The organism is Algoriphagus sp. NBT04N3, from assembly GCF_019443765.1.
In the GTDB taxonomy this organism is placed as follows: Bacteria; Bacteroidota; Bacteroidia; order Cytophagales; family Cyclobacteriaceae; genus Algoriphagus; species Algoriphagus ornithinivorans.
This window is the reverse complement of record NZ_CP048415.1, coordinates 4,531,064-4,550,608: the sequence shown is the minus strand read 5'-3', so window position 1 is coordinate 4,550,608 and position 19,545 is coordinate 4,531,064. Positions and strand designations below refer to the sequence as shown.

The window sequence follows — 19,545 nt, the reverse complement described above, 5'->3', positions numbered from 1 at the left end:
CTCTTTAAAAACCCTGCCAGGCAGAAGGCCCCAAATTCAATTGGGGGACCAAATAAAATGAACCAACTCAGAGCCCCAAAGGGGCGATCTGTATTATAATTCAAATTTTTTCTATTTTCGAATCCAACCAAGTCCTCAAAACTTCGTTACTTCAAGAAAATCACCAAAAATCATATTTATGAAAACCCTGTTTGCAAGTCTTTTCCTAATCCTTTTTACTTCTCTTTCTCTTCAAGCACAAAATGCAGATGCAATTTTGGGTGTTTGGAATAACACGGAAAAAGACGCCAGAATTGAGATTTACAAAGAAAATGGAAAGTATTTCGGCAAGATCGTATGGCTCAAAGAACCAACCGAGAACGGAAAACCCAAACTGGATAAAAACAATGCAGATAAGTCCTTGCGAAACCAACCGATCATGGGGATGAAACTTTTAAAAGGATTTGTTTACGATGATGGATCTTGGGAAGATGGGACGATTTATGATCCCAAAAATGGCAAAACCTATTCCTGCGTAATGAATTTGAAAAACCCGGAAGTTCTGGAAGTGAGAGGATATGTTGGGTTTTCTATGCTGGGAAGAACCGTAGAGTGGACTAAACAAAAATAGTCTTCCCTCATCATCACTTTTAAAATTAACTCTGTTTTCACCAAAAAATTGGCTAAACTTAGGTTGAATAAACCTATTGTAAATGGCCAATTTTAATATCGATGCAGATAAAAACCTGACCTATGATGCTATCGTCATCGGCTCAGGAATCAGTGGTGGCTGGGCAGCAAAAGAACTTTGCGAAGCCGGACTAAAAACCCTCGTCCTCGAGCGGGGACGAATTGTGGAGCATGTGGTGGATTATCCCACCATGACACTGGACCCCTGGGATCATGAACTCCGTGGAGGACTAACACCTGAGCAAAAAGCTAAGCACCCGAAAGGGGGAAGATCTGGATTTATCGGAGCTTTTAACGAGCATTTTCATGCGAATGACCTCGAAAACCCATACACCGAAGTAAAGCCTTTTATGTGGGTTCGTGCTCACCAAATGGGAGGCCGATCCCTGCTTTGGGGAAAGCAGACCTATAGATGGTCTGACCTAGATTTTGAGGCCAATGCGAAAGATGGCCATGGCGTAGATTGGCCGATTCGATACAAAGACATCGAGCCTTGGTACACCCATGTGGAGAAATTTGCCGGAATTAGTGGTGAAGCCTTAGGATTACCTCAATTGCCGGATTCCCATTTTTTGCCACCGATGGAGTTGAATTGTGTTGAAAAACACGTCAAGGAACGAATTGAAAAGGATTTTAATGGGAGGAATTTGATCATTGGACGGGTAGCCCATCTGACTGAGCCTTTGAACGGAAGAGGCAAATGTCAATTCCGAAATCGATGCGATCGTGGCTGCCCTTATGGAGCCTATTTTTCAAGTAATGCGGTTACTCTCCCAGCGGCTAATGCAACAGGTAACCTAACCATTCGGCCTTTTTCCATTGTTCAGTCGGTCGTTTATGATGAGCAAAAAGGAAAAGCTTCTGGTGTAAGAATCATTGATGCGGAAACAAGCGAGGAGATTGTGTACAAGGCTAAAATCATTTTTGTCAATGCCTCCACTTTAAGCACCACCCAGATTTTGATGAACTCTACTTCTAATCGTTTTCCAAATGGCTTGGGAAATGACAGCGGAGAACTCGGGCATAACCTGATGGATCATACCTATCGGGTAGGTGCAATGGGAACCGTGGAAGGTTTTGAAGATCAATATTACAAAGGTCGTAGACCGAATGGAATCTATATTCCCCGCTATGTTAACCTCAAAGATGGCCCTCAATCCGACAAGTTTGTGCGAGGATTTGGTTTCCAAGGTGGTGGAGGAAGAGCCGGTTGGGGAGCAGGAAGCAATCAGGAGGCTTTTGGAGGAGATTTCAAAGACGGCTTGATGAAACCCGGTCCTTGGGAGTTTTTCATAACCGGATTTTCAGAATGTCTTCCCTATCATGAAAATCAAGTCTATCTCAACAAAGATGTCTTGGATAAATGGGGACAGCCAACACTATCTATTGATGCAGAATGGAAAGCCAATGAATTGGCGCTAAATGATCAGGCTCGACAGGACGCCAAAGAAATGCTAGAACGTGCGGGATTGAAGGATGTGATGGAGTTTGACAATAAACATGAGATGGGCTTCGGCATCCACGAAATGGGAACGGCAAGAATGGGGAGAGATCCAAAAACTTCAGTACTCAATGGAAACAATCAGGTACATGGTTGCGCAAATGTTTATGTAACAGATGGGGCTTGCATGACTTCTTCCTCCTGTGTCAATCCATCTTTAACCTACATGGCATTGACCGCTCGGGCTGCCAATCATGCCGTATCTGAACTCAAAAAACTCAATCTCTAAGCCATGAATAGACGCGATGCACTAAAAAAATCAGCTTTGGCATTGGGAGCAGCAGCTGGAGCACCTACCTTGATTAGCCTACTTCAAGCTTGTGCCAAAACAGATCGATTGACTTGGACTCCTCAATTTTTGAGTGAAGATCAAGCCAGATTTATATCTTCTTTTGTGGATTTTCTTTTGCCAAAAACCGAAACTCCGGGAGGATTAGATGTGAAGGCAGATGTATTCATAGATCTGATGTATGCTAAAACTTATGATGAGGCAGGGCAAAATCAGGTTGTTGCGGACATTGAAAAATTCAATGCTGATTGCAAGACAAAATATGGTAAAGTCTTCGCCGAGCTTTCGGCAGAAGACAAATCAAATTGCTTCAAAGAGCATGAGGCAAATTCTCCAAAATTCCCTAAAACTGTTTGGGGAGGTGCGGTGGGACCTCGAGAACCAGTGGAATTCTACCGAGGATTGAAATCTACTGTACTTTGGGCTTATTTCAGTTCGGAAGAGATTGGTAAAAATGTCCTGAGCTATGATCCTATACCTGGCGAGTACAGGGGTTGTATCCCGCTTTCAGAAGTGGGTAATAGTTGGAGTCTATAAAAAAAGCAAGGTCACCATGACCTTGCTTTTTTTGCATAAACTTAGCCTCTTTATTTATCAGTAAACAACAAGTCTGCTTTCATTTTCATCGGAATTCTCATCCCATCCGGCATTTGTGGATTCCCTTCCAAAACAGTCGCTCCTTCTATCTCTTGAGATACCCTAGCTTCGTAAACCCATCCGGTTTTTTTATCTAACAAAATATCCGACTTCATCGTACCGGTCATTTCGGATTTTACACTCATCCCCTGCATTTCTACAGCATTAGGGTTGCTGTTAATACTGCCCATTCCTGAGATTTTATGGTAAGACTCATCTGTACCCAAATAGGTGTATGCTGTGTTGACTAGGGTATTGACTCCTGAACTCAATTGACTTTCAATAGTCCAGTTCTCACCCACAGCTACTTGCTCCGTTGGGTAAATTGCCATGATCATTTCGAGATTTCCTCTTAGACTTTCTTCCCCAAAAGTACCTGAAACCTGCTCTTTCATTTGGGCCTTTTGCTCTTCACTTATTCCCGGAAAGTCTTGGAACATTTTCACATATAAATTTTCAAAGCCTGCGAGCTCCTGAATTCTTCCATACTGCGTGACTTTTATAGAAAAAGGAACCCCCACCATGTTCGTAAACATTTTGGACATAGGATTGGTATCATCCCCACTTTTCAATTTCATGCCTCCACCTTGAGGCATTTGCATATCCAATTCGATATGCTTGTATTGCACCTCCATATCATATACACCGTCAGAGAAATCTTTGACGAGATAAGTCATTTCTCCAAGCATTTTCATGGCGATATCCATTTCCATTCCTTGCACATTCTGGGCGATGGACATGGAGGACTGGTTTTTTTGAGAGTAGGTTTCCCCTACTTTGAGGTTGAGTTTAAGATCCGTTTTCTGAGCCCAAGTGGCAGAAAAAATCAAAAACAGGCAAAAGAATACTGTGAGTTTTTTCATTGTAATAGATTAAATATTTAAGATCCAAATTAACACTTTTTTCTTCCCTCTTTTTTAGTCGGTTAAATTTTATTAAAGAAAATTCCTATCCTCTTCCACCACAATTTGCATCACTTTTCCCCACCTATGAAAGAATCACCCTACCTTTCAAAGGCTGCTAGACTACTTTTCCTTCCTTGGCATTTCTTTGGCCTAAAGAGTAAATACTACTTTTAAGAGTTACGGCCATGGTAAATATTGACTTGCATTACATCTTATCCAGCTACTGGAACGAGCTAAAGTCTCAGCTAAAAGCGAAGCACCCCTGCCTTACCGACGAGGATTTATGTTATATTCGTGGAAAAGAGGATCAACTTTTTGAGAGGCTGGAGAGCAGACTGGGTAAATCCACCAAAGAAATCATGGAAGAATTACGGAAATTTTAATACCAATCAATTTATATTTTAACCTAAAACACAAAATCATGAAAACGAGAATTTTTGCCATCGCTTCCGCATTGACTGTCAGCTTCGGCATGGCTTCCTGCGGAGAAAAATCGACTGAGAACGAAGAGGTGATAGAGGTGGAAGTAAATCTTGAAGAAGAGAAGTCTGAACTTAGAAAAGAGCTAGAAAGAATTCAGGCGGATATTGATAAGCAAATCGCCGAATTGGAAGCTAAAAAAGAGAAAGCGGATGCCGAAATGAAGGCCGAAATTGAGGAAATGCAAGAGGAGCTTAGAGGTGAAAAATCAGACTTGGAAAAGGCAATGGAAGACATCCAAAAAGCGAGTGAAAATACTTGGAGCGATGTAAAAAAGTCGGTTAATAAAACAACTGCTGATATCGAAAAAGAGTGGAAAAATCTAAAAGGTGAAGTAGAGAAAGCCTTTGAAAAAAATTAAGGCTTTTAAGAATAGAAAAGGAGCGGATTTTTCAATTCGCCCCTTTATTTTTTAATCCACTTTTACATTGGTAAACCAAATCACTCGCTGGCCATCTTGACCTTTATGATCAGTAGCCATGGTGATAGGCCCGAAGGACTGTTCATTTTCCCAAGTCCATGTACGACCATCAGGTCCATTGCCTTTTCGGAAGGTCCATTCCAAAATTTTATAATTCTCATCCAAATACAAATCGTAGGCATCGCCCGGTGTGTAGCCATCTTCAGAATTATAAACAATTGTAAGCTTGGTAGCATTCGTACCTGCTATTGGAGAAGCAACATTCTCTTCTGAATCCCAAGTATAGCCAGTATCCCAAGCTAATTGGAACGGATACATCATCCAGTATTTATCATTGATAAAGCCACGGTCCACTGGAGGCAAAGAGTCGGCATCCAAAGAATAAGTCATGGTGGTATCAGGCCCGGAATAATAAACCGTGTTTTCTCTCAGATTCCATTTCCAATCCCGAGTAAAAACGTTGATAGAATCCCGCTGTACATTCCAAGTATAAGCAATGCTGTTTACCTGGTCAAAATTATCAAATCCGTAGGCTTTTGCTACTTTCATAGGTAGGGTATCCTCTACTACTTCCTTTTGTTGGCAAGAGGCAAAGGCTAAAACTGCACAAACAATCAGTGTGATTTTTTTCATTGTCAAAGGTGGTTTTTATTCAAAGATAACAGAGTCAGGAATTGGATTGTTTTTTTATCCATTTTTTGAATTTCCTAAGCTCATAATATTGATATATAGGTTTGATTATCAATAAATACCGATTTAAACAAAGTAAAACTCGAAACAAAGTAGAAGGAAAAATCTTTTTCTGATTCTTTTTGACACCTCTAAGAATCTTATCCGCGACTTGTTCAGCTTTTTGAGAAGGAAATGGTCTTGGTATTCCTTGTCCCGCCCGATCAAAAAATTTGCTCTGGGTGGCAATTGGGAAAGCCAAACTCAACCATTGTTCATCTGACTCTAACCAAGCTGCCTGAGCCCAAGCTAAAAGGGAGGATTTGGTGGCAGAATAAATCCCATACCCGGGCAATGGCCAATATGCCATCGCCGAACAAGTAATGGTTAGATATAGACTAGGGAATTTTTGTCTTAGAACAATCCCCAATTCCAGTACAGCAAACACATTGAGATGAAAAAGCTCTTCGATTTTGTTTAATCCCTGCTTTTCAAAGGGTTCATAATAGGCCTTTCCAGCATTGGCAAAGCAATAGTCCAGTTGCTTCCAGTTTTGGGCAAGCCAAAAAGTAATTTCTTCCAAAGCCTTTTCCTTCGCAAGATCCAAAGTCAAAATTTCAATTTCAGGAAGTTGAGCTTTCAAGCCCTTAAGGCCATCTGCATCTATATCTACTGCCAAAATCTTTGCCTGAACCAAATAAAGCTGCTGAACCAATTCTCTCCCTATTCCGGAAGCAGCCCCGCTTACCAAGACAAAAGAATTGGCAAAGCTCTTATTCATGAAAGGTTGGTTTGGGAAAAAATATTTGAAAAGGTTCTATTTTTACTGCAAACAATGGTCGCTGTAAGCTGATATCCGGGAAAAAATCTTTGTGAACCTGCTTGACATTTACCTTCGCCAGCTTCGCTTTGCCACTTCCTCTAGGTTTGGTGTAATAATCCACTCCATCCCAGCGCTGATGCAAATCAATAGGTAAAATCCCAGTACTGGCGGGAAACCTGAATCCGAAGCTTTTGACTTCGCAGGAAAATAATTCAAGCTCTTTGGACTGAACCCTGATCAAAGTTGTATTGCCCTCTTCATTCCAATGGATCTTCGCAGTCTCTTTGGGTATTCCCCAATTAGCTCTTCCATTTTGGGTGCTGGACTCGGAATCCACATAGATTTTAGTAATTGATTGCCTGCCAGAACCTTTAAATTTCCCCGGAATGAGTAATAACTCCTTATAAGGACCAACTGGGCTTTCTTCGTAATTGACCAGCATCACATAGCCCAATCCGCCTTTATATTTTCCCTGAAGATGCAATGGCAATCCTGCATGCTCTTCTACCCATTTCTTGGAAAAGCGATAGACCATGATAATTCCCTGACCTTTCAGCTTCCAAGGTGCAGGAGCCTTTTTATACAATTTGAGGGATTTACCCTCATCTATTGAGTGATTTTCAGGCATAGGGTGAAGGGCTAATGGAGGTCCAGCCTCCGTCAATGATTAAGGTTTGTCCGGTAATATGTCTTGCGGCATCGGAAAGTAAAAAAACTGCTGAATTGGCTATATCTTCCACAGAAGCAGGTCTGCCCAAAGGAGTCAGTTTGGACCAAGTCTTCGCATAATCAGGGTCTGAAGTAGTTCGCTCTGTCAAGGTAGCGCCTGGTGCGATTGCATTGACCCGTATTCCCAATGGAGCCAATTCCAAAACCAGGTTTTTGGCGAGCATTTCCAAAGCTGCCTTACTCATGGCATAGGCGGATAAATTCTCATGACTTTGATGTGCAGTAACAGAAGATGTCAATAATATGGCTCCTCCCTCTTCTTGTTCTTTCATCACCTGTGCACTGGCTTGGGTCAGTAGAAATGAACCCAACAAATTAACCCGCATGACCTCCATGAAGTCTTTGCTGGAATAGTCCAAAAAACTCCCGAAAAGAGTAATCCCGGCATTCGCAACAACCTGATCTACGCTACCGAAATTATTGATAGCTAATTCAATCATTTCTTGAATCACTGATTCATCAGCAGCATCTCCAGAACAGCCAATGACCTTACCTTTACCCTGGCGAGAAAGGGTGGCAACTGCTTCCTGAGTCAAGCTTTTCTCCAAATCATTTAAAATCACATGAGATCCTTGATTGGACAACTTTCGGGCGATCTCTAAGCCAATGCCTTGCCCTGCTCCGGTGACAATGGCTACTTTCGCTTTTTTCATAGTTTCTAGGTCAGTACCCCAGATTTATTTAGGGTATAGTAAATCAGATTAATGTGAATCTCTTTTTACCTCAGAACCTGAACTCCCCTGCAGAAAATCAAAATCAACCCCATCATGCGCCTGATTCACTTTGTCCAAAAATAAATTCACGTAACCTCTCTCATAAGGAAGTTGGGTAGGCTGAAAATTCTTTCTTCGGTTTTCAAACTCTTCCTCACTGATCAAGAGGTTAAGACTCCTCGCTGGAACATTTAACTCAATCCAATCACCTGTCTGCACAAGTGCTAATGGTCCCCCTATGGCCGACTCGGGCGAAACATGAAGAACTACAGTTCCATATCCTGTTCCGCTCATTCTGCCATCTGAAATTCGAACCATATCTTTAATCCCTTTCTCCAAAATCTTAGCTGGTAAGCCCATATTACCCACTTCCGGCATTCCCGGGTAGCCCTTTGGACCTACATTTTTCATCACTAAAACTGTATTTTCATCCACTTCCAAATCAGGGCTATCAATTCTCGCTTTGTATTCGTCGATATTTTCAAAAACCAGTGCCTTCCCTTTGTGAACCAATAAATGCGGACTGGCTGCAGAAGGCTTTATAACCGCTCCATTTGGACAGAGATTTCCTTTCAAAACTGCAATCCCGGACTCTGGCTTGATCGGATTAGTCAACGTACCAATCAGATTTCTATCATAACATTCTGCTGAAGCTATATTTTCTCCAATAGTCCTCCCGTTGACTGTGATACAGTCTTTGTGTAGATGGGACTCTATCTCCTTCATGACCGCTGGCATTCCTCCGGCATAAAAAAGATCCTCCACCCAATGTTCTCCTGAAGGCTGCACATTAGCGATCAGAGGTATTTTGGAAGAAAAATGGTCAAAATCAGTCAAATCAATATCCACTCCGATTCGCTTGGCAATCGCTGTAAGGTGAAGAATAAAGTTGGTTGAGCCTCCGATAGCTGCATTGACCATAATAGAATTTTCAAAAGCTTTCCTGGTCAAAACTTTACTCATTTTTAAATCCTCCTTGACCATTTCCACGATCCGAATACCGGCCATATGGGCCAAGACTTTTCTTCTGGAATCAGCGGCTGGGATGGTAGCATTATCGGGCAAAGCCAAACCTAAAGCTTCTACCATGGCTGCCATGGTCGATGCGGTACCCATTGGAGCGCAATGCCCTCGGGAACGGGACATCGCGGCTTCAGCTTCTATAAATTCTTCCTGAGAAAGCTTCCCCAGTTTATAATCTTCTGCAAACCTCCAGACATCTGAGGTTCCTATCTTTTTGCCTTTAAATCTTCCGACCAACATGGGCCCTCCAGAAATCACCAAAGTCGGCAAATCCACAGAGGCCGCACCCATTACCAAAGAGGGGGTAGTTTTATCACAACCACACATCAGGACTACACCGTCCATGGGGTTGGCCCTTATACTTTCCTCCACATCCATGGATGCCAGATTTCTAAAAAGCATGGCTGTGGGCTTGATGGAACATTCACCTAGAGACATGACGGGAAATTCCAAAGGGAAACCTCCGGCCTCCCAAATACCCTGCTTTAGGGATTCCGCTAATTCTCTAAAATGGGCATTACAAGGGGTAAATTCAGACCAAGTGTTACAAATTCCGATCACCGGCTTTTCTCCCTCAAAAAGATGATGGGGAAGACCTTGGTTTTTCATCCATGAACGATAGATAAAACCGTCCTTGCCGGTTCTTCCATACCATTCCTGGCTTCTGAGTTTCTTTTTTGACATAGGTTATCTGGGTTGAGAAATTTCTCAGAAGATATAAAAAATTGGAAACAATTCCCTGCAGGAAAGGACGGGAGGTAATAAATGTATGAATCGAACAAAAAAAATCCCGAAGCGTATTTCTTCGGGATTAAAATTTTGAGGAAAAGCTGAAAGACTATAATCTTTCAATATCTGCTCCTAAAGCATTTAAGCGTTTGTCGATATATTGATATCCTCTATCAATCTGCTCAATATTATCAATCACAGATGTACCATTTGCCGACATGGCTGCAATCAACAAGGCAACCCCTGCACGAATATCAGGAGAAGTCATTCTGATTCCTTTTAATGGATATTTTCTATCCAAACCAATCACGGTGGCTCTGTGTGGATCACAAAGAATAATCTGTGCACCCATATCTATCAGTTTATCCACAAAGAACAATCTGGATTCAAACATCTTTTGATGTACCAAAACTGTTCCTTTGGCTTGGGTAGCAGTTACCAAAACAATAGAAAGCAAATCCGGGGTAAAACCTGGCCAAATTTGATCCGCTACGGTTAAAATAGAGCCGTCGATGAATGTCTCTATTTCATAATGTTTTTGCTCAGGAATAAAGATATCATCCCCTCTGAATTCCATCTGAATTCCCATTCTTTTGAACGTATCCGGAATGATTCCCAATCTGTGAATCTGGCAATCTTTGATGGTGATTTCAGATTGAGTCATGGCTGCCATCCCTATGAATGAGCCAATTTCAATCATGTCAGGCAACATAGTATGCTCTGTTCCCCCCAGCTTTTCTACTCCTTCAATATGCAAAAGATTGGAGCCAACACCGGTGATTTTAGCACCCATTCGGTTGAGCATGTCGCACAATTGCTGTAAGTATGGCTCACAAGCGGCATTGTAAATCGTGGTTTTTCCTTCGGCCATCACCGCAGCCATTACTATATTGGCTGTACCTGTTACAGATGCTTCATCCAGCAGCATGTAGGTACCTTTAAGATTTTTTCCATCAATATGGAAAATCTCATTTTGGGCATCGTAATGGAATTTGGCCCCCAATTTTTGGAAACCATAAAAGTGAGTATCCATTCTTCTACGCCCGATTTTATCACCTCCTGGCTTGGATAGTTTTCCCGTTCCAAAACGAGCCAAAAGTGGACCCAAAATCATGACAGAGCCTCTCAACGCTGAAGCTTTGGCTAAAAAGTCTTCTGTTTCTAAGTAATCCAAGTTGACATCATCTGCCTTGAAAGAATAGGATTCAGGTCCCAATTTGGTGACCTTCACTCCCATATCTCCCAACAATTCTATCAGCTTGTTGACATCGCGAATAGCGGGGATTTTGTGGATAGTAACTTTCTCAGAGGTGAGCAATACAGCACAAAGTATCTGCAAAGCTTCATTTTTTGCTCCTTGGGGGATGATTTCCCCTTTCAATTGATTTCCTCCTCTTACTCGAAAAGATGCCATTTAGTTTCTGCGTTTTTTATGTCCTCCGTTATTTCTTCTACGGTTATTATTCCCGCGTTTATTTTTCCCGTTAGAAGTGGATTGCTCATGTGTAGGCACTTTGAAATCTCTTCTGGTATTGGATTCAAAAAGTCCGTTTTCTTTTACTTTATCTAGGTCGATATGAAGTTTTCCTTTGGAAAGTGTCTTGATATCATCCAAAATAATTCCATCGTCGAAATTATCTCTGTTCCAGGTTGAATGAAAACTTCTCATTAGCTGACCGATGTAGATAATGGCTGTTTCCTGCTCCTCATCATCCTCAATCTCGATGGCCTTTTCAATCAGCTTTTCAATATTTCGGCCATAATGCTTGAATCTCACTTCTCCTCTTGGATATCCTACCGGCAAAGGTTTTTTGCCTAAGAGCTCCTTTTCAGGCATAGGGAAAGGTCCATCTACGTCCAATCTAAAATCTGACATGATGTATAAATCATCCCAAAGCTTCTGGTCATTTTCCTGCTTCAATGAGGGATTCAACTGCTTGATGATTTCCACAATTGTGTAGGCACTTGCCGTACGCTTTTCCCTGTCTTCAATGCCGCAGACATGGTCTACCAAGCCTTGAATGTTCTTTCCGTATTCTTTCATTTGTATTTATTTGTCTTTTTGAGGCTTATGAATCCGTCTTGAAGGACTCAGGCCAATCCCCAAATGATCCGCTTCAAATAGCGCATGTCTGGAGAGTCTTGCAATTTTAAAACCACTTCTATCCGTGGTTATTAAACTCTGCTTGATTTCAAAATCAGTAATTTCTTTTATTTCGCTCTTTTAGCTCTCTTTTTTATTCTCTTAAAAGGTAACAAAAAATCACCATTAGGCAGAGAGATAGGTAATTAGTCAATAATTCTGAGCTTCGCAAAGCTAAGTAATAAAGTCTTCTCTCCAAAATGTTCAAACTGAATCGTAGCCTTTCTGTTAAGACCTTCAACTTCAATCTTTTGAACCTTTCCAAAACCAAACTTCGGATGCTCTACCAGTTGTTCCGCCTGTAAATTATTGGTGTTGCTTGGTTTGAAGTCAGGACTTGGCGTATGAATCTTCATTTGAGCAGGTACTCGGGACTCCGGCTTTTTCTTAATGCCTATGAAACCCGGCCTTTCTGCACTGCTTCCGGGTAAACCCTCCCGTCTAAATGCTCCCGGCATCTCTCTGGTCGCGGAAAGTTTTTTACTCACTTTGATACAGCTTGGATCAACCTCTTCCAGGAATCTGCTAGGCTCACAATTCAGCAATCGACCAAACCTATAACGAGTCAAAGCATAGGTAAGGTATAATTTTTCCATCGCCCGGGTAGTCGCCACGTAGAACAGCCTTCTCTCCTCTTCCAAGTCTTCCCTGCTCTGCATCATCATCTGGGAAGGAAACAAATCCTCTTCCATTCCTACCACAAAAACCTGCTTAAACTCCAAGCCTTTGGAGGAGTGAATGGTCATCAAGGTAATGGCATCGGTGGTATCCTTGTCCCGGTCATTGTCTGTCAAGAGGGCAATTTCCTGTAAAAATGCTCCCAGACTTTTATCCTCATTTTCTTCATTGTCCACGTACTCTTTGATTGCATTGAGCAATTCCTGTACGTTTTCATATCTGTTGAGTCCTTCTATGGTTTTATCCTCATACAGTTCTCTCAATAGACCGCTCTGCTTCGCAATGGAATTAGCTGCTTCATAGGCGTCTTTCCGCTCCACTTCAATCTGAAAAGCTTTGATCATGGTAGCAAAATCATCCACCGAGCTTCCTGCTCGACCGGGTAAAAAATTTTGAGCATTTTGAACCACATCCCACAAAGGCATATCATGATCGTAGGCAGCAACCAAAATTTTCTCCAGAGAGGTATCTCCAATTCCTCTTTTGGGGTAATTGATGATGCGCTTAAAGGCCTCTTCGTCTACCGGATTAACGGTAAATCGCATATAAGCCATCAAGTCTTTGATTTCTTTACGCTGATAGAATGAAAGTCCTCCTACAATCTTATAGGTCAGATTCATCTTTCTCAGGGCTTCTTCTATAGCTCTAGACTGAGAGTTAGTCCTGTAAAGAATGGCAAAGTCGCTGTTATTAAGCTTTTTGTTATTTTTTTCTTCGAAAATTGTGGTCGCAACTATTCGCCCCTCTTCATTATCTGAAGTTGCCTTGATCAGCTCGATCAGATCTCCGTCAGGGTTGGAAGTCCAAACGGTCTTTTTCAGTTGTGCTTTATTTTTATCAATGATGGAGTTAGCCGCCTCCACGATAGTCTTGGTAGATCTGTAATTCTGCTCCAGTTTGACCACCATCAGATCTGGATAGTCCTTTTCGAAATTGAGAATATTCTGGATATCCGCTCCGCGAAAAGCATAAATACTTTGGGCATCATCTCCTACCACACAGATATTTTGATGAACTGCAGCCAGCTTTTTGGTAATCAGGTATTGAGAAAGGTTAGTATCCTGAAACTCATCCACCATGACATATTTGAAGCGCTGCTGGTATTTGTTCAATACATCAATGTGATCTCTGAAAAGCACATTGGTATTAAATAGTAAATCATCAAAATCCATAGCTCCCGCTTTAAAAAGTCGATCTTGATAGCGCTGATAAATATCTCCCATTTTGGGTTTCATGGCTGCCTCATCATCCGCTTTGACAAAAGGATCAGCTTGATAGGCCTGCCAGGAAATCAATCGGTTTTTGGCCCCGGAAATTCGGGAAAGCACCACTCCTGGTTTGTAGACTTTATCATCCAATCGCATTTCTTTGACGATGGTACGGATCAAAGACTTCGAGTCATCTGTGTCATAAATCGTGAAATTGGAAGGATAGCCTATTTTTTCGGATTCAACTCTCAAAATCTTAGCGAAAACAGAGTGAAAAGTCCCCATCCAGGTATTGCGCGCATCCAGACCTACCAAAGACTCAATCCTGTGCTTCATTTCTGCCGCCGCCTTATTGGTGAAGGTGAGCGATAAAATCTGAAAAGGATCTATACCTCTTGCATAAATGAGGTGAGCGATCCGATAGGTCAAAACCCGGGTCTTTCCAGATCCTGCGCCCGCAATAATCATTACCGGCCCTTCTGTATGTTCTACTGCTTCCCGCTGCGGGGGGTTAAGTTCTTTGAGATAATCCATTTTTGAAATACGAAATACGATTTACGATTGACGCGGGCAATTAAAAACCTAAGGCCAAACTCTCATCTCAGCCTTATTTTCAAATCTTACACCCTTTCCAACGATTAACTTATATCTTCCAGCGCTTATGGCTCCAAAGATACATGTCCGGCTGCTCCCGGATATTTTGCTCCAGCATTTCACAAAACTTATCCGTGATGGAGTGCGGAGCATGCCCCTCATAAGGAGGTTGCGCTAGAGGTATATATTCATAGCGATAATGTCCTCTTTTAACCTTGGTCATTTTACCGTAGTGAACATGTAAGTTCATTTTTTTTGAGAGAAACTCTGCTCCTTCAAAAAACACTGCCGGCCTGTTCATAAACTCCCGCTGATAGCGATTTTCTGATGAGGGAGGACGCTGATCAGAACCCAAAAGAACGATCCTCGGATCTTTTCCCAAGGTAAGCATCCCTCTTCTAAACTCCTTTTTTTCGGTCACATATCCGCCAAATCTTGTCCGGATTTTTTTCATCAGTTCGTTGAAAAAGGGATTGTTGACCTTGAGATACACTGTCTCAACCGGTACTTGGGAATACAAATTTGTACCTACTACCCCCATTTCCCAATTGAAGATGTGGCCTGCCATCATTAGTGAACTCACCTCATTTTGAACAGGTTTGTCCAGATCCGGTTGATTGACTATCAGGAACCTTTGTCTGAATTCTGCCTCCGATATTGTCAGTATTTTGATCGTTTCGGCAAATGTGTCAGTAAAATTCCTGTAAAATCGGTTTCGGACCTTTTTTCGCTCCCTATCTGATAGCTCGGGAAAAGCATGCATGAGATTCTCATCTATGACCTTCTTTCTATACCGAATTACAAACCTGGCAATCAGGTAAAGAAAATCCGTGAGCAGATAAAGTATGGGTAGCGGAAGTCGGGACAGCAACCGAAAGAAAAACATAGTAAATCGGAGGATTAGAGGCAATAAGGCCTTTTCGTAGCAACAAAATAAAGGAAAAGCGGGGAAAACTTCCCGATTCCTAGTTATAATTTAACCAGATCATTACTTTTGAATCTTATGTCGGAAGTACAGCGCAGAAAATATTCTCAGGAAGAGAAAAATTCCATCTTTGATGGGGAGTTTATGCCTCACATAGACTCTATGTACAACTTTGCCTACCGACTCACCTTTGATGAGGATGATGCCAAAGACTTGGTGCAAGACACCTATCTGAAGGCCTATCGTTTCATCAATTCGTTTGAGCAGGGAACCAATGCCAAAGCATGGCTGTTTCGCATCCTGAAAAACAGTTTCATCAACGAGTATCGTAAGAAGAGCAAGCAACCTGCTAAAGTAGATTATCAGGAAGTTGAAACTTATTACAACTCAGATGATGTTGACTTTCAAGGAACCACTGATCTCCGTGCAGAATCTGTCAAAGACATGTTGGGAGATGAGATTTCCAATGCTTTGAACAGTTTGGCGGTAGATTTCAGAACGGTCATTATCTTGTGTGACCTGGAAGGATTTACTTACGAGGAAATGGCCAAGATCTTGGATATTCCAATCGGAACAGTCCGATCAAGGCTTCACAGAGCCAGAAATTTGCTGAAAGAAAAATTAAAAGGGTATGCCCAGCATATGGGATACAATACGGACGAGGAGGAATAATTATCGAATACGCATGGAAATGAATCAAGAATCATCCGGGCAGCGGAAAATGGAATGCAGCGATGTAAACAAGTGCTTTGAGCTGCTGGAAAGTATTTTAGACGGAGAAATGGGCGATCCGGGCAAGGAAGTGCTCAAGGAAAAATTGGCGAAGTGCCAACCTTGTTTTGAGCATTTTCACCTGGAGCAAGCCATCAGAGAAGTGCTAAAAAACAAGTGCACCAAACAGGCTGTCCCCAATGAATTGGCGAAAAGCATCCGTGAAAAAATTCAGGAAGTGAAATAAATCCGGATGACTCAAGGTAAAGCAATTATTTTTTCGGCACCCTCAGGATCCGGTAAAACCTCGCTCGTCAAGCACCTGATCCAGCATGTGCCCAATCTGGGATTTTCGATTTCTGCCTGCACCAGAGACAGAAGAGGCAGACATGAAGTTCATGGGAAAGATTACTATTTTTTAACCCAAGAAGAATTCATTAAAAAAATAGATGAAGGAGCCTTCATTGAATGGGAGGAAGTCTATGCCGGAAACTTTTATGGCACGCTCAAAGAAGAAATTCAGCGCATCTGGGATTCCGGCAAGGCGGTGATTTTTGACGTGGATGTCAAAGGAGGATTGGCATTGAAAAAATACTTCGGCGATCAGGCATTGGCTATTTTTGTCAAAGTCCCTTCCATTGAAGTGTTGAAGTCAAGGCTGAATGAGAGAGGCACGGAAACGGAGGAATCTCTTTCCCGCAGAGTTTTCAAAGCAGAATTTGAAATGAAATTTGAGCCTCAGTTTGACGTCAGCATCCTTAATGACGATTTTGAGAGATCCTCTCAAGAAGCAGAGCAATTGGTCAGGGAATTTATAGCCTCTTAAGCCGTGAATATCGGACTCTTCTTCGGTAGCTTCAATCCTATTCACATCGGTCATCTCATTATTGCCAATACCATCTACGATCGGACCGACTTAGATGAAGTATGGTTTGTGGTCAGTCCCCAAAATCCCCTGAAAAAAAGAAAGTCACTCATCCATGAGTTTGATCGGCTTCGCATGGTTGAATTGGCAATCGAGGATAATTTTCATTTCAGGGCCAGTGATGTGGAGTTTCACATGCCGAGACCCAGCTATACAATAGATACCTTGACCTATCTCAGTGAGCAGTATCCACAGCATAATTTCAGTATTTTTTTAGGCTCAGATAATCTGAAACAGCTCCGCAAATGGAAAAACTATGAACAGATTTTGGAGCATTACCAAGTCTATGTCTATCCCCGTCCAGGTGAAAAAACAGATTTCACTCACCCTTCTGTACAGGAAGTAGACGCCCCTTTACTGGATATCTCGGCGACTTTTATCCGAGATTCTATTCAATCCGGACATTCCGTCAAATACCTCTTGCCCAGACAAGTGGAAGAGTATATTCAGGCTAAAAAACTATACTTTTAGCAAACCTTGGCCAATCAGGCTACCGATCAAAAAAAAAAAAAAATGCCTTCTACGTAAATTTTAGATTTTTTTTTTAATTGTTTGGTTTTGATAAATACAACTACTACAATAGATTAGTTACAGCTTCAGAGTTGAAGTCGTTTTTGGGCCAAAAACTTTTTAGTAATTCTAACTTTTAACAAAATGAAAAAAGTATTATTTGGAATAGCCTTTTTGGGGGCTATGGCGTTTTCGGGTTTTAGTACCAACGCAGAAGCTGCCAGATGCTATCAGAGAATGTACTGGTGTGCAGGAGAGCTTGAAGCATACAATTGTGAAAATTATGCAACAGGGAATTTATGTTCTAAAGTTTATGCGCACTGTTATAAATGTGATGCAATCACTTAACTAAGTTCAAAAATGCTTATTCGGGAGTAAATAGCTCCCGAACTTTTTCAAATAACTACATCATGAATAAAATATATGTAATTCTTTTTTTGATAGGGACTAATTGGGCATGCTCGCAAGAAAGCCCCATTAATTCAGATCCCCGTTTGATATCGATTGATCTTGAAAATTCAAAAGTTATCAGTCAGGAGTATTTTGAAATACTTGAAATTATCCCTCTGGAAACAACTTCAGAAAATTTAATGACTTTAGATGTTAGAGTAAGAAAGACTCAAGATTCTTACTACATCATGGATCTTGGGATGAGAGATGCGATCCACCGATTTTCTCTAGAAGGGAAATATTTAGGTTCTGCCGTTTCTGTAGGTGAAGGTCCAGATCAAGTTCTTGGCATGCAGGATTTTCAAATAGTTGAAAATGGAGATATTCTTATTCTATCTTCAATTGGAGATCAATCTTTCCTGTATAGGCATTCTATCACTGGGAATTTAACAAAAGAATTTGACATCGATTATTTGGCAAGTTCCTTTACAGTTTTGGGATCTGGAAACTATTTATTTTCAGGAGGACATAATCTCCCCTATGTTACAGAGAGAGTTATTTTAACTGATTCTACCGGAAAGAAAATAGATTCATTTTTACCAAATAATTATCAAAATGAAATGATTCCAACGGCTGAAAGGAACTTCTATGAATCCGAAAATAGTATTCTGTATTCAGAAATATTCAATGATACTATTTATAAAGTAGAAAATTTTCAGTTAAAGCCATTGTCCAAAATGCATTTTGGCAAATACTCATTACCATCAGATTTTTGGAATATCAGCGTTTTGGAAAGTCTGAAAAACATATCAGAAAAGGGCTTTGCAATTTATAAAGCTGCTTTTGAAACTAGAGATTATATACTTTTCAACATACATATTCAAAAAAAAGGAGGGTCATTTAAAAAGCTGGCAATCGTCAATAAGTTAACAAGGAATACCCAAATTCTAGAAAGTACAGCTTTGGAAGGCGACCCTTTTAATGAGCCTATTCATATTTCTGATAACCAAATCACATTTTTTTCTAGTCACTCTACAGTGGTTGATAAACTCGGAAAAACCATCCCCGATACATTGAAAAATAAATTAATGGAGGGAAAGTATGACTATCCAGTTATGTTCAAAGTAAAAGTTCCATCCTCGATATGAATAAAATTCTTTTTTCCTTTCTTATAATTCTGATAGTCTCTTGTCAAAAAAAGACGGTCTCAGAATTAAGGTTTCATGAAAATCTTGAATTGGTCAATACCGGAGAGGGACAAATTAAACCTTGCTTACATTGCCAAAAAAAACTAGTTGCGTACTTTGGGATGAACAATACACGTTCACTTACATATTTTCAAATGACCCTTAAAACCTTCAAGAAAATTCCCTCATTGTACCCAGACTTAAATGTCATATATGTATTTGGAGGAAAAAATGTGAGCAAAGGGCTTGATCAAACATTTTTAGAAGAATTTCTGCTAAAACATGAAGTTCCCTTTGCAGTCCTTTATGATGAAGAAAACACTTTCTTTGACCTCAATAACCTGCAGTTTTTCCCGTATGAGTTGAATGATATCCAAATTTATTTAGTAGATGACCAGAAAGTTGTGGAATCGGCGGAACCTGGAGTTCCGGAATTATTCGATAAACAGGTCAAGCAATTTCTTTCAATCAATTAAATTATATATAAAAGTTACGTTTAGTATAAAGAAAACTGAAGAAGGAGGATTTTGAAATGGCTTAAAGCTCAATCTGTTATAATTCAAACAACTCCTTTAGCCTAAATAATTACATTTTCTTTACGAGTGGAATAAAGAAGAGCCTTTTTTGCATCCTATCCCCTTTTTTACTTATTTGCTAATGACCCATTAGCCGCACTATTTTTTTCAA

At 40.9% G+C, this 19,545-nt stretch carries 22 protein-coding genes; 12 read left to right on the top strand and 10 right to left on the bottom strand.

Translation table 11 applies throughout. From position 1 onward, the window contains the following. The first annotated feature begins 178 nt into the window (after positions 1–178). From GYM62_RS19765 to GYM62_RS19755, 3 genes are all read left to right on the top strand, one after another. Positions 179–610 carry a DUF2147 domain-containing protein gene (locus tag GYM62_RS19765; RefSeq protein ID WP_219957669.1) on the top strand — a complete coding sequence of 144 codons (432 nt, stop codon included), beginning with the start codon at positions 179–181 and terminating at the stop codon, positions 608–610. 82 nt (positions 611–692) lie between these two features. Next, complete coding sequence (locus GYM62_RS19760; protein ID WP_219957668.1) at positions 693–2,399, top strand: GMC oxidoreductase; 1,707 nt, start codon at positions 693–695, stop codon at positions 2,397–2,399. 3 nt (positions 2,400–2,402) lie between these two features. Continuing rightward, entirely contained in the window at positions 2,403–2,996 is a 594-nt protein-coding gene (locus tag GYM62_RS19755) for a gluconate 2-dehydrogenase subunit 3 family protein (protein WP_219957667.1), read from the top strand. 50 nt (positions 2,997–3,046) lie between these two features. Here GYM62_RS19755 and GYM62_RS19750 read toward each other — a convergent pair whose 3' ends face one another. Then, positions 3,047–3,958 carry a DUF6263 family protein gene (locus GYM62_RS19750; RefSeq protein WP_219957666.1) on the bottom strand — a complete coding sequence of 304 codons (912 nt, stop codon included), beginning with the start codon at positions 3,956–3,958 and terminating at the stop codon, positions 3,047–3,049. A gap of 227 nt (positions 3,959–4,185) precedes the next feature. Here GYM62_RS19750 and GYM62_RS19745 point away from each other — a divergent pair, with 227 nt between their 5' ends. Continuing rightward, a complete protein-coding gene (locus GYM62_RS19745; RefSeq protein ID WP_219957665.1) occupies positions 4,186–4,383 on the top strand; it encodes a general stress protein CsbD in 198 nt (65 codons plus the stop codon). Positions 4,384–4,421: 38 nt separating this feature from the next. Next, on the top strand, positions 4,422–4,841 hold the full coding sequence (locus tag GYM62_RS19740) for a hypothetical protein (RefSeq protein ID WP_219957664.1): 420 nt from the start codon (positions 4,422–4,424) through the stop codon (positions 4,839–4,841). A 51-nt stretch (positions 4,842–4,892) separates the two neighbouring features. On the opposite strand, the gene GYM62_RS19735 is transcribed toward GYM62_RS19740, so the two are convergent. From GYM62_RS19735 to GYM62_RS19695, 9 genes are all read right to left on the bottom strand, one after another. Then, a complete protein-coding gene (locus GYM62_RS19735; RefSeq protein WP_091651316.1) occupies positions 4,893–5,534 on the bottom strand; it encodes a hypothetical protein in 642 nt (213 codons plus the stop codon). A 34-nt stretch (positions 5,535–5,568) separates the two neighbouring features. Continuing rightward, complete coding sequence (locus tag GYM62_RS19730) at positions 5,569–6,351, bottom strand: SDR family oxidoreductase (protein ID WP_219957663.1); 783 nt, start codon at positions 6,349–6,351, stop codon at positions 5,569–5,571. After that, a complete protein-coding gene (locus GYM62_RS19725) occupies positions 6,344–7,021 on the bottom strand; it encodes an acetoacetate decarboxylase family protein (RefSeq protein ID WP_219957662.1) in 678 nt (225 codons plus the stop codon). The genes GYM62_RS19730 and GYM62_RS19725 overlap by 8 nt, the downstream gene beginning before the upstream one ends. Then, complete coding sequence (locus GYM62_RS19720; protein ID WP_219957661.1) at positions 7,014–7,775, bottom strand: SDR family NAD(P)-dependent oxidoreductase; 762 nt, start codon at positions 7,773–7,775, stop codon at positions 7,014–7,016. Before GYM62_RS19720 ends, GYM62_RS19725 begins: the two co-directional genes overlap by 8 nt. Before the next feature lie 48 nt (positions 7,776–7,823). Beyond that, positions 7,824–9,542, bottom strand: coding sequence for an IlvD/Edd family dehydratase (locus GYM62_RS19715; protein ID WP_219957660.1), 1,719 nt, complete (start codon positions 9,540–9,542; stop codon positions 7,824–7,826). 154 nt (positions 9,543–9,696) lie between these two features. Beyond that, positions 9,697–11,001, bottom strand: coding sequence for a UDP-N-acetylglucosamine 1-carboxyvinyltransferase (gene murA / locus GYM62_RS19710; RefSeq protein WP_219957659.1), 1,305 nt, complete (start codon positions 10,999–11,001; stop codon positions 9,697–9,699). Continuing rightward, a complete protein-coding gene (locus GYM62_RS19705) occupies positions 11,002–11,631 on the bottom strand; it encodes a DUF4290 domain-containing protein (RefSeq protein WP_091651332.1) in 630 nt (209 codons plus the stop codon). A 245-nt stretch (positions 11,632–11,876) separates the two neighbouring features. Continuing rightward, a complete protein-coding gene (locus tag GYM62_RS19700; protein WP_219957658.1) occupies positions 11,877–14,150 on the bottom strand; it encodes an ATP-dependent helicase in 2,274 nt (757 codons plus the stop codon). 109 nt (positions 14,151–14,259) lie between these two features. Further along, on the bottom strand, positions 14,260–15,096 hold the full coding sequence (locus tag GYM62_RS19695; protein WP_219957657.1) for a lysophospholipid acyltransferase family protein: 837 nt from the start codon (positions 15,094–15,096) through the stop codon (positions 14,260–14,262). Between the two features lie 117 nt (positions 15,097–15,213). On the opposite strand from GYM62_RS19695, the gene GYM62_RS19690 reads away from it, so the two are divergent. The 7 genes from GYM62_RS19690 to GYM62_RS19660 all read left to right on the top strand — a co-directional run bounded on the left by GYM62_RS19690 (position 15,214) and on the right by GYM62_RS19660 (position 19,334). After that, positions 15,214–15,807 carry a sigma-70 family RNA polymerase sigma factor gene (locus GYM62_RS19690; protein ID WP_091651340.1) on the top strand — a complete coding sequence of 198 codons (594 nt, stop codon included), beginning with the start codon at positions 15,214–15,216 and terminating at the stop codon, positions 15,805–15,807. A gap of 13 nt (positions 15,808–15,820) precedes the next feature. Beyond that, on the top strand, positions 15,821–16,093 hold the full coding sequence (locus GYM62_RS19685; RefSeq protein ID WP_091651343.1) for a mycothiol system anti-sigma-R factor: 273 nt from the start codon (positions 15,821–15,823) through the stop codon (positions 16,091–16,093). A gap of 6 nt (positions 16,094–16,099) precedes the next feature. Continuing rightward, a complete protein-coding gene (gmk, locus tag GYM62_RS19680; protein ID WP_091651345.1) occupies positions 16,100–16,672 on the top strand; it encodes a guanylate kinase in 573 nt (190 codons plus the stop codon). A gap of 3 nt (positions 16,673–16,675) precedes the next feature. Further along, on the top strand, positions 16,676–17,242 hold the full coding sequence (gene nadD, locus GYM62_RS19675) for a nicotinate (nicotinamide) nucleotide adenylyltransferase (protein WP_091651348.1): 567 nt from the start codon (positions 16,676–16,678) through the stop codon (positions 17,240–17,242). Between the two features lie 183 nt (positions 17,243–17,425). Continuing rightward, positions 17,426–17,629: a hypothetical protein gene (locus GYM62_RS19670; RefSeq protein WP_219957656.1), complete on the top strand. Its 204-nt coding sequence runs from the start codon at positions 17,426–17,428 to the stop codon at positions 17,627–17,629. Positions 17,630–17,691: 62 nt separating this feature from the next. Continuing rightward, positions 17,692–18,819, top strand: a complete 1,128-nt coding sequence (locus tag GYM62_RS19665) for a 6-bladed beta-propeller (RefSeq protein WP_219957655.1) — start codon at positions 17,692–17,694, stop codon at positions 18,817–18,819. A gap of 227 nt (positions 18,820–19,046) precedes the next feature. Further along, positions 19,047–19,334 carry a hypothetical protein gene (locus tag GYM62_RS19660; protein ID WP_219957654.1) on the top strand — a complete coding sequence of 96 codons (288 nt, stop codon included), beginning with the start codon at positions 19,047–19,049 and terminating at the stop codon, positions 19,332–19,334. The last annotated feature ends 211 nt before the right edge of the window (positions 19,335–19,545 follow it).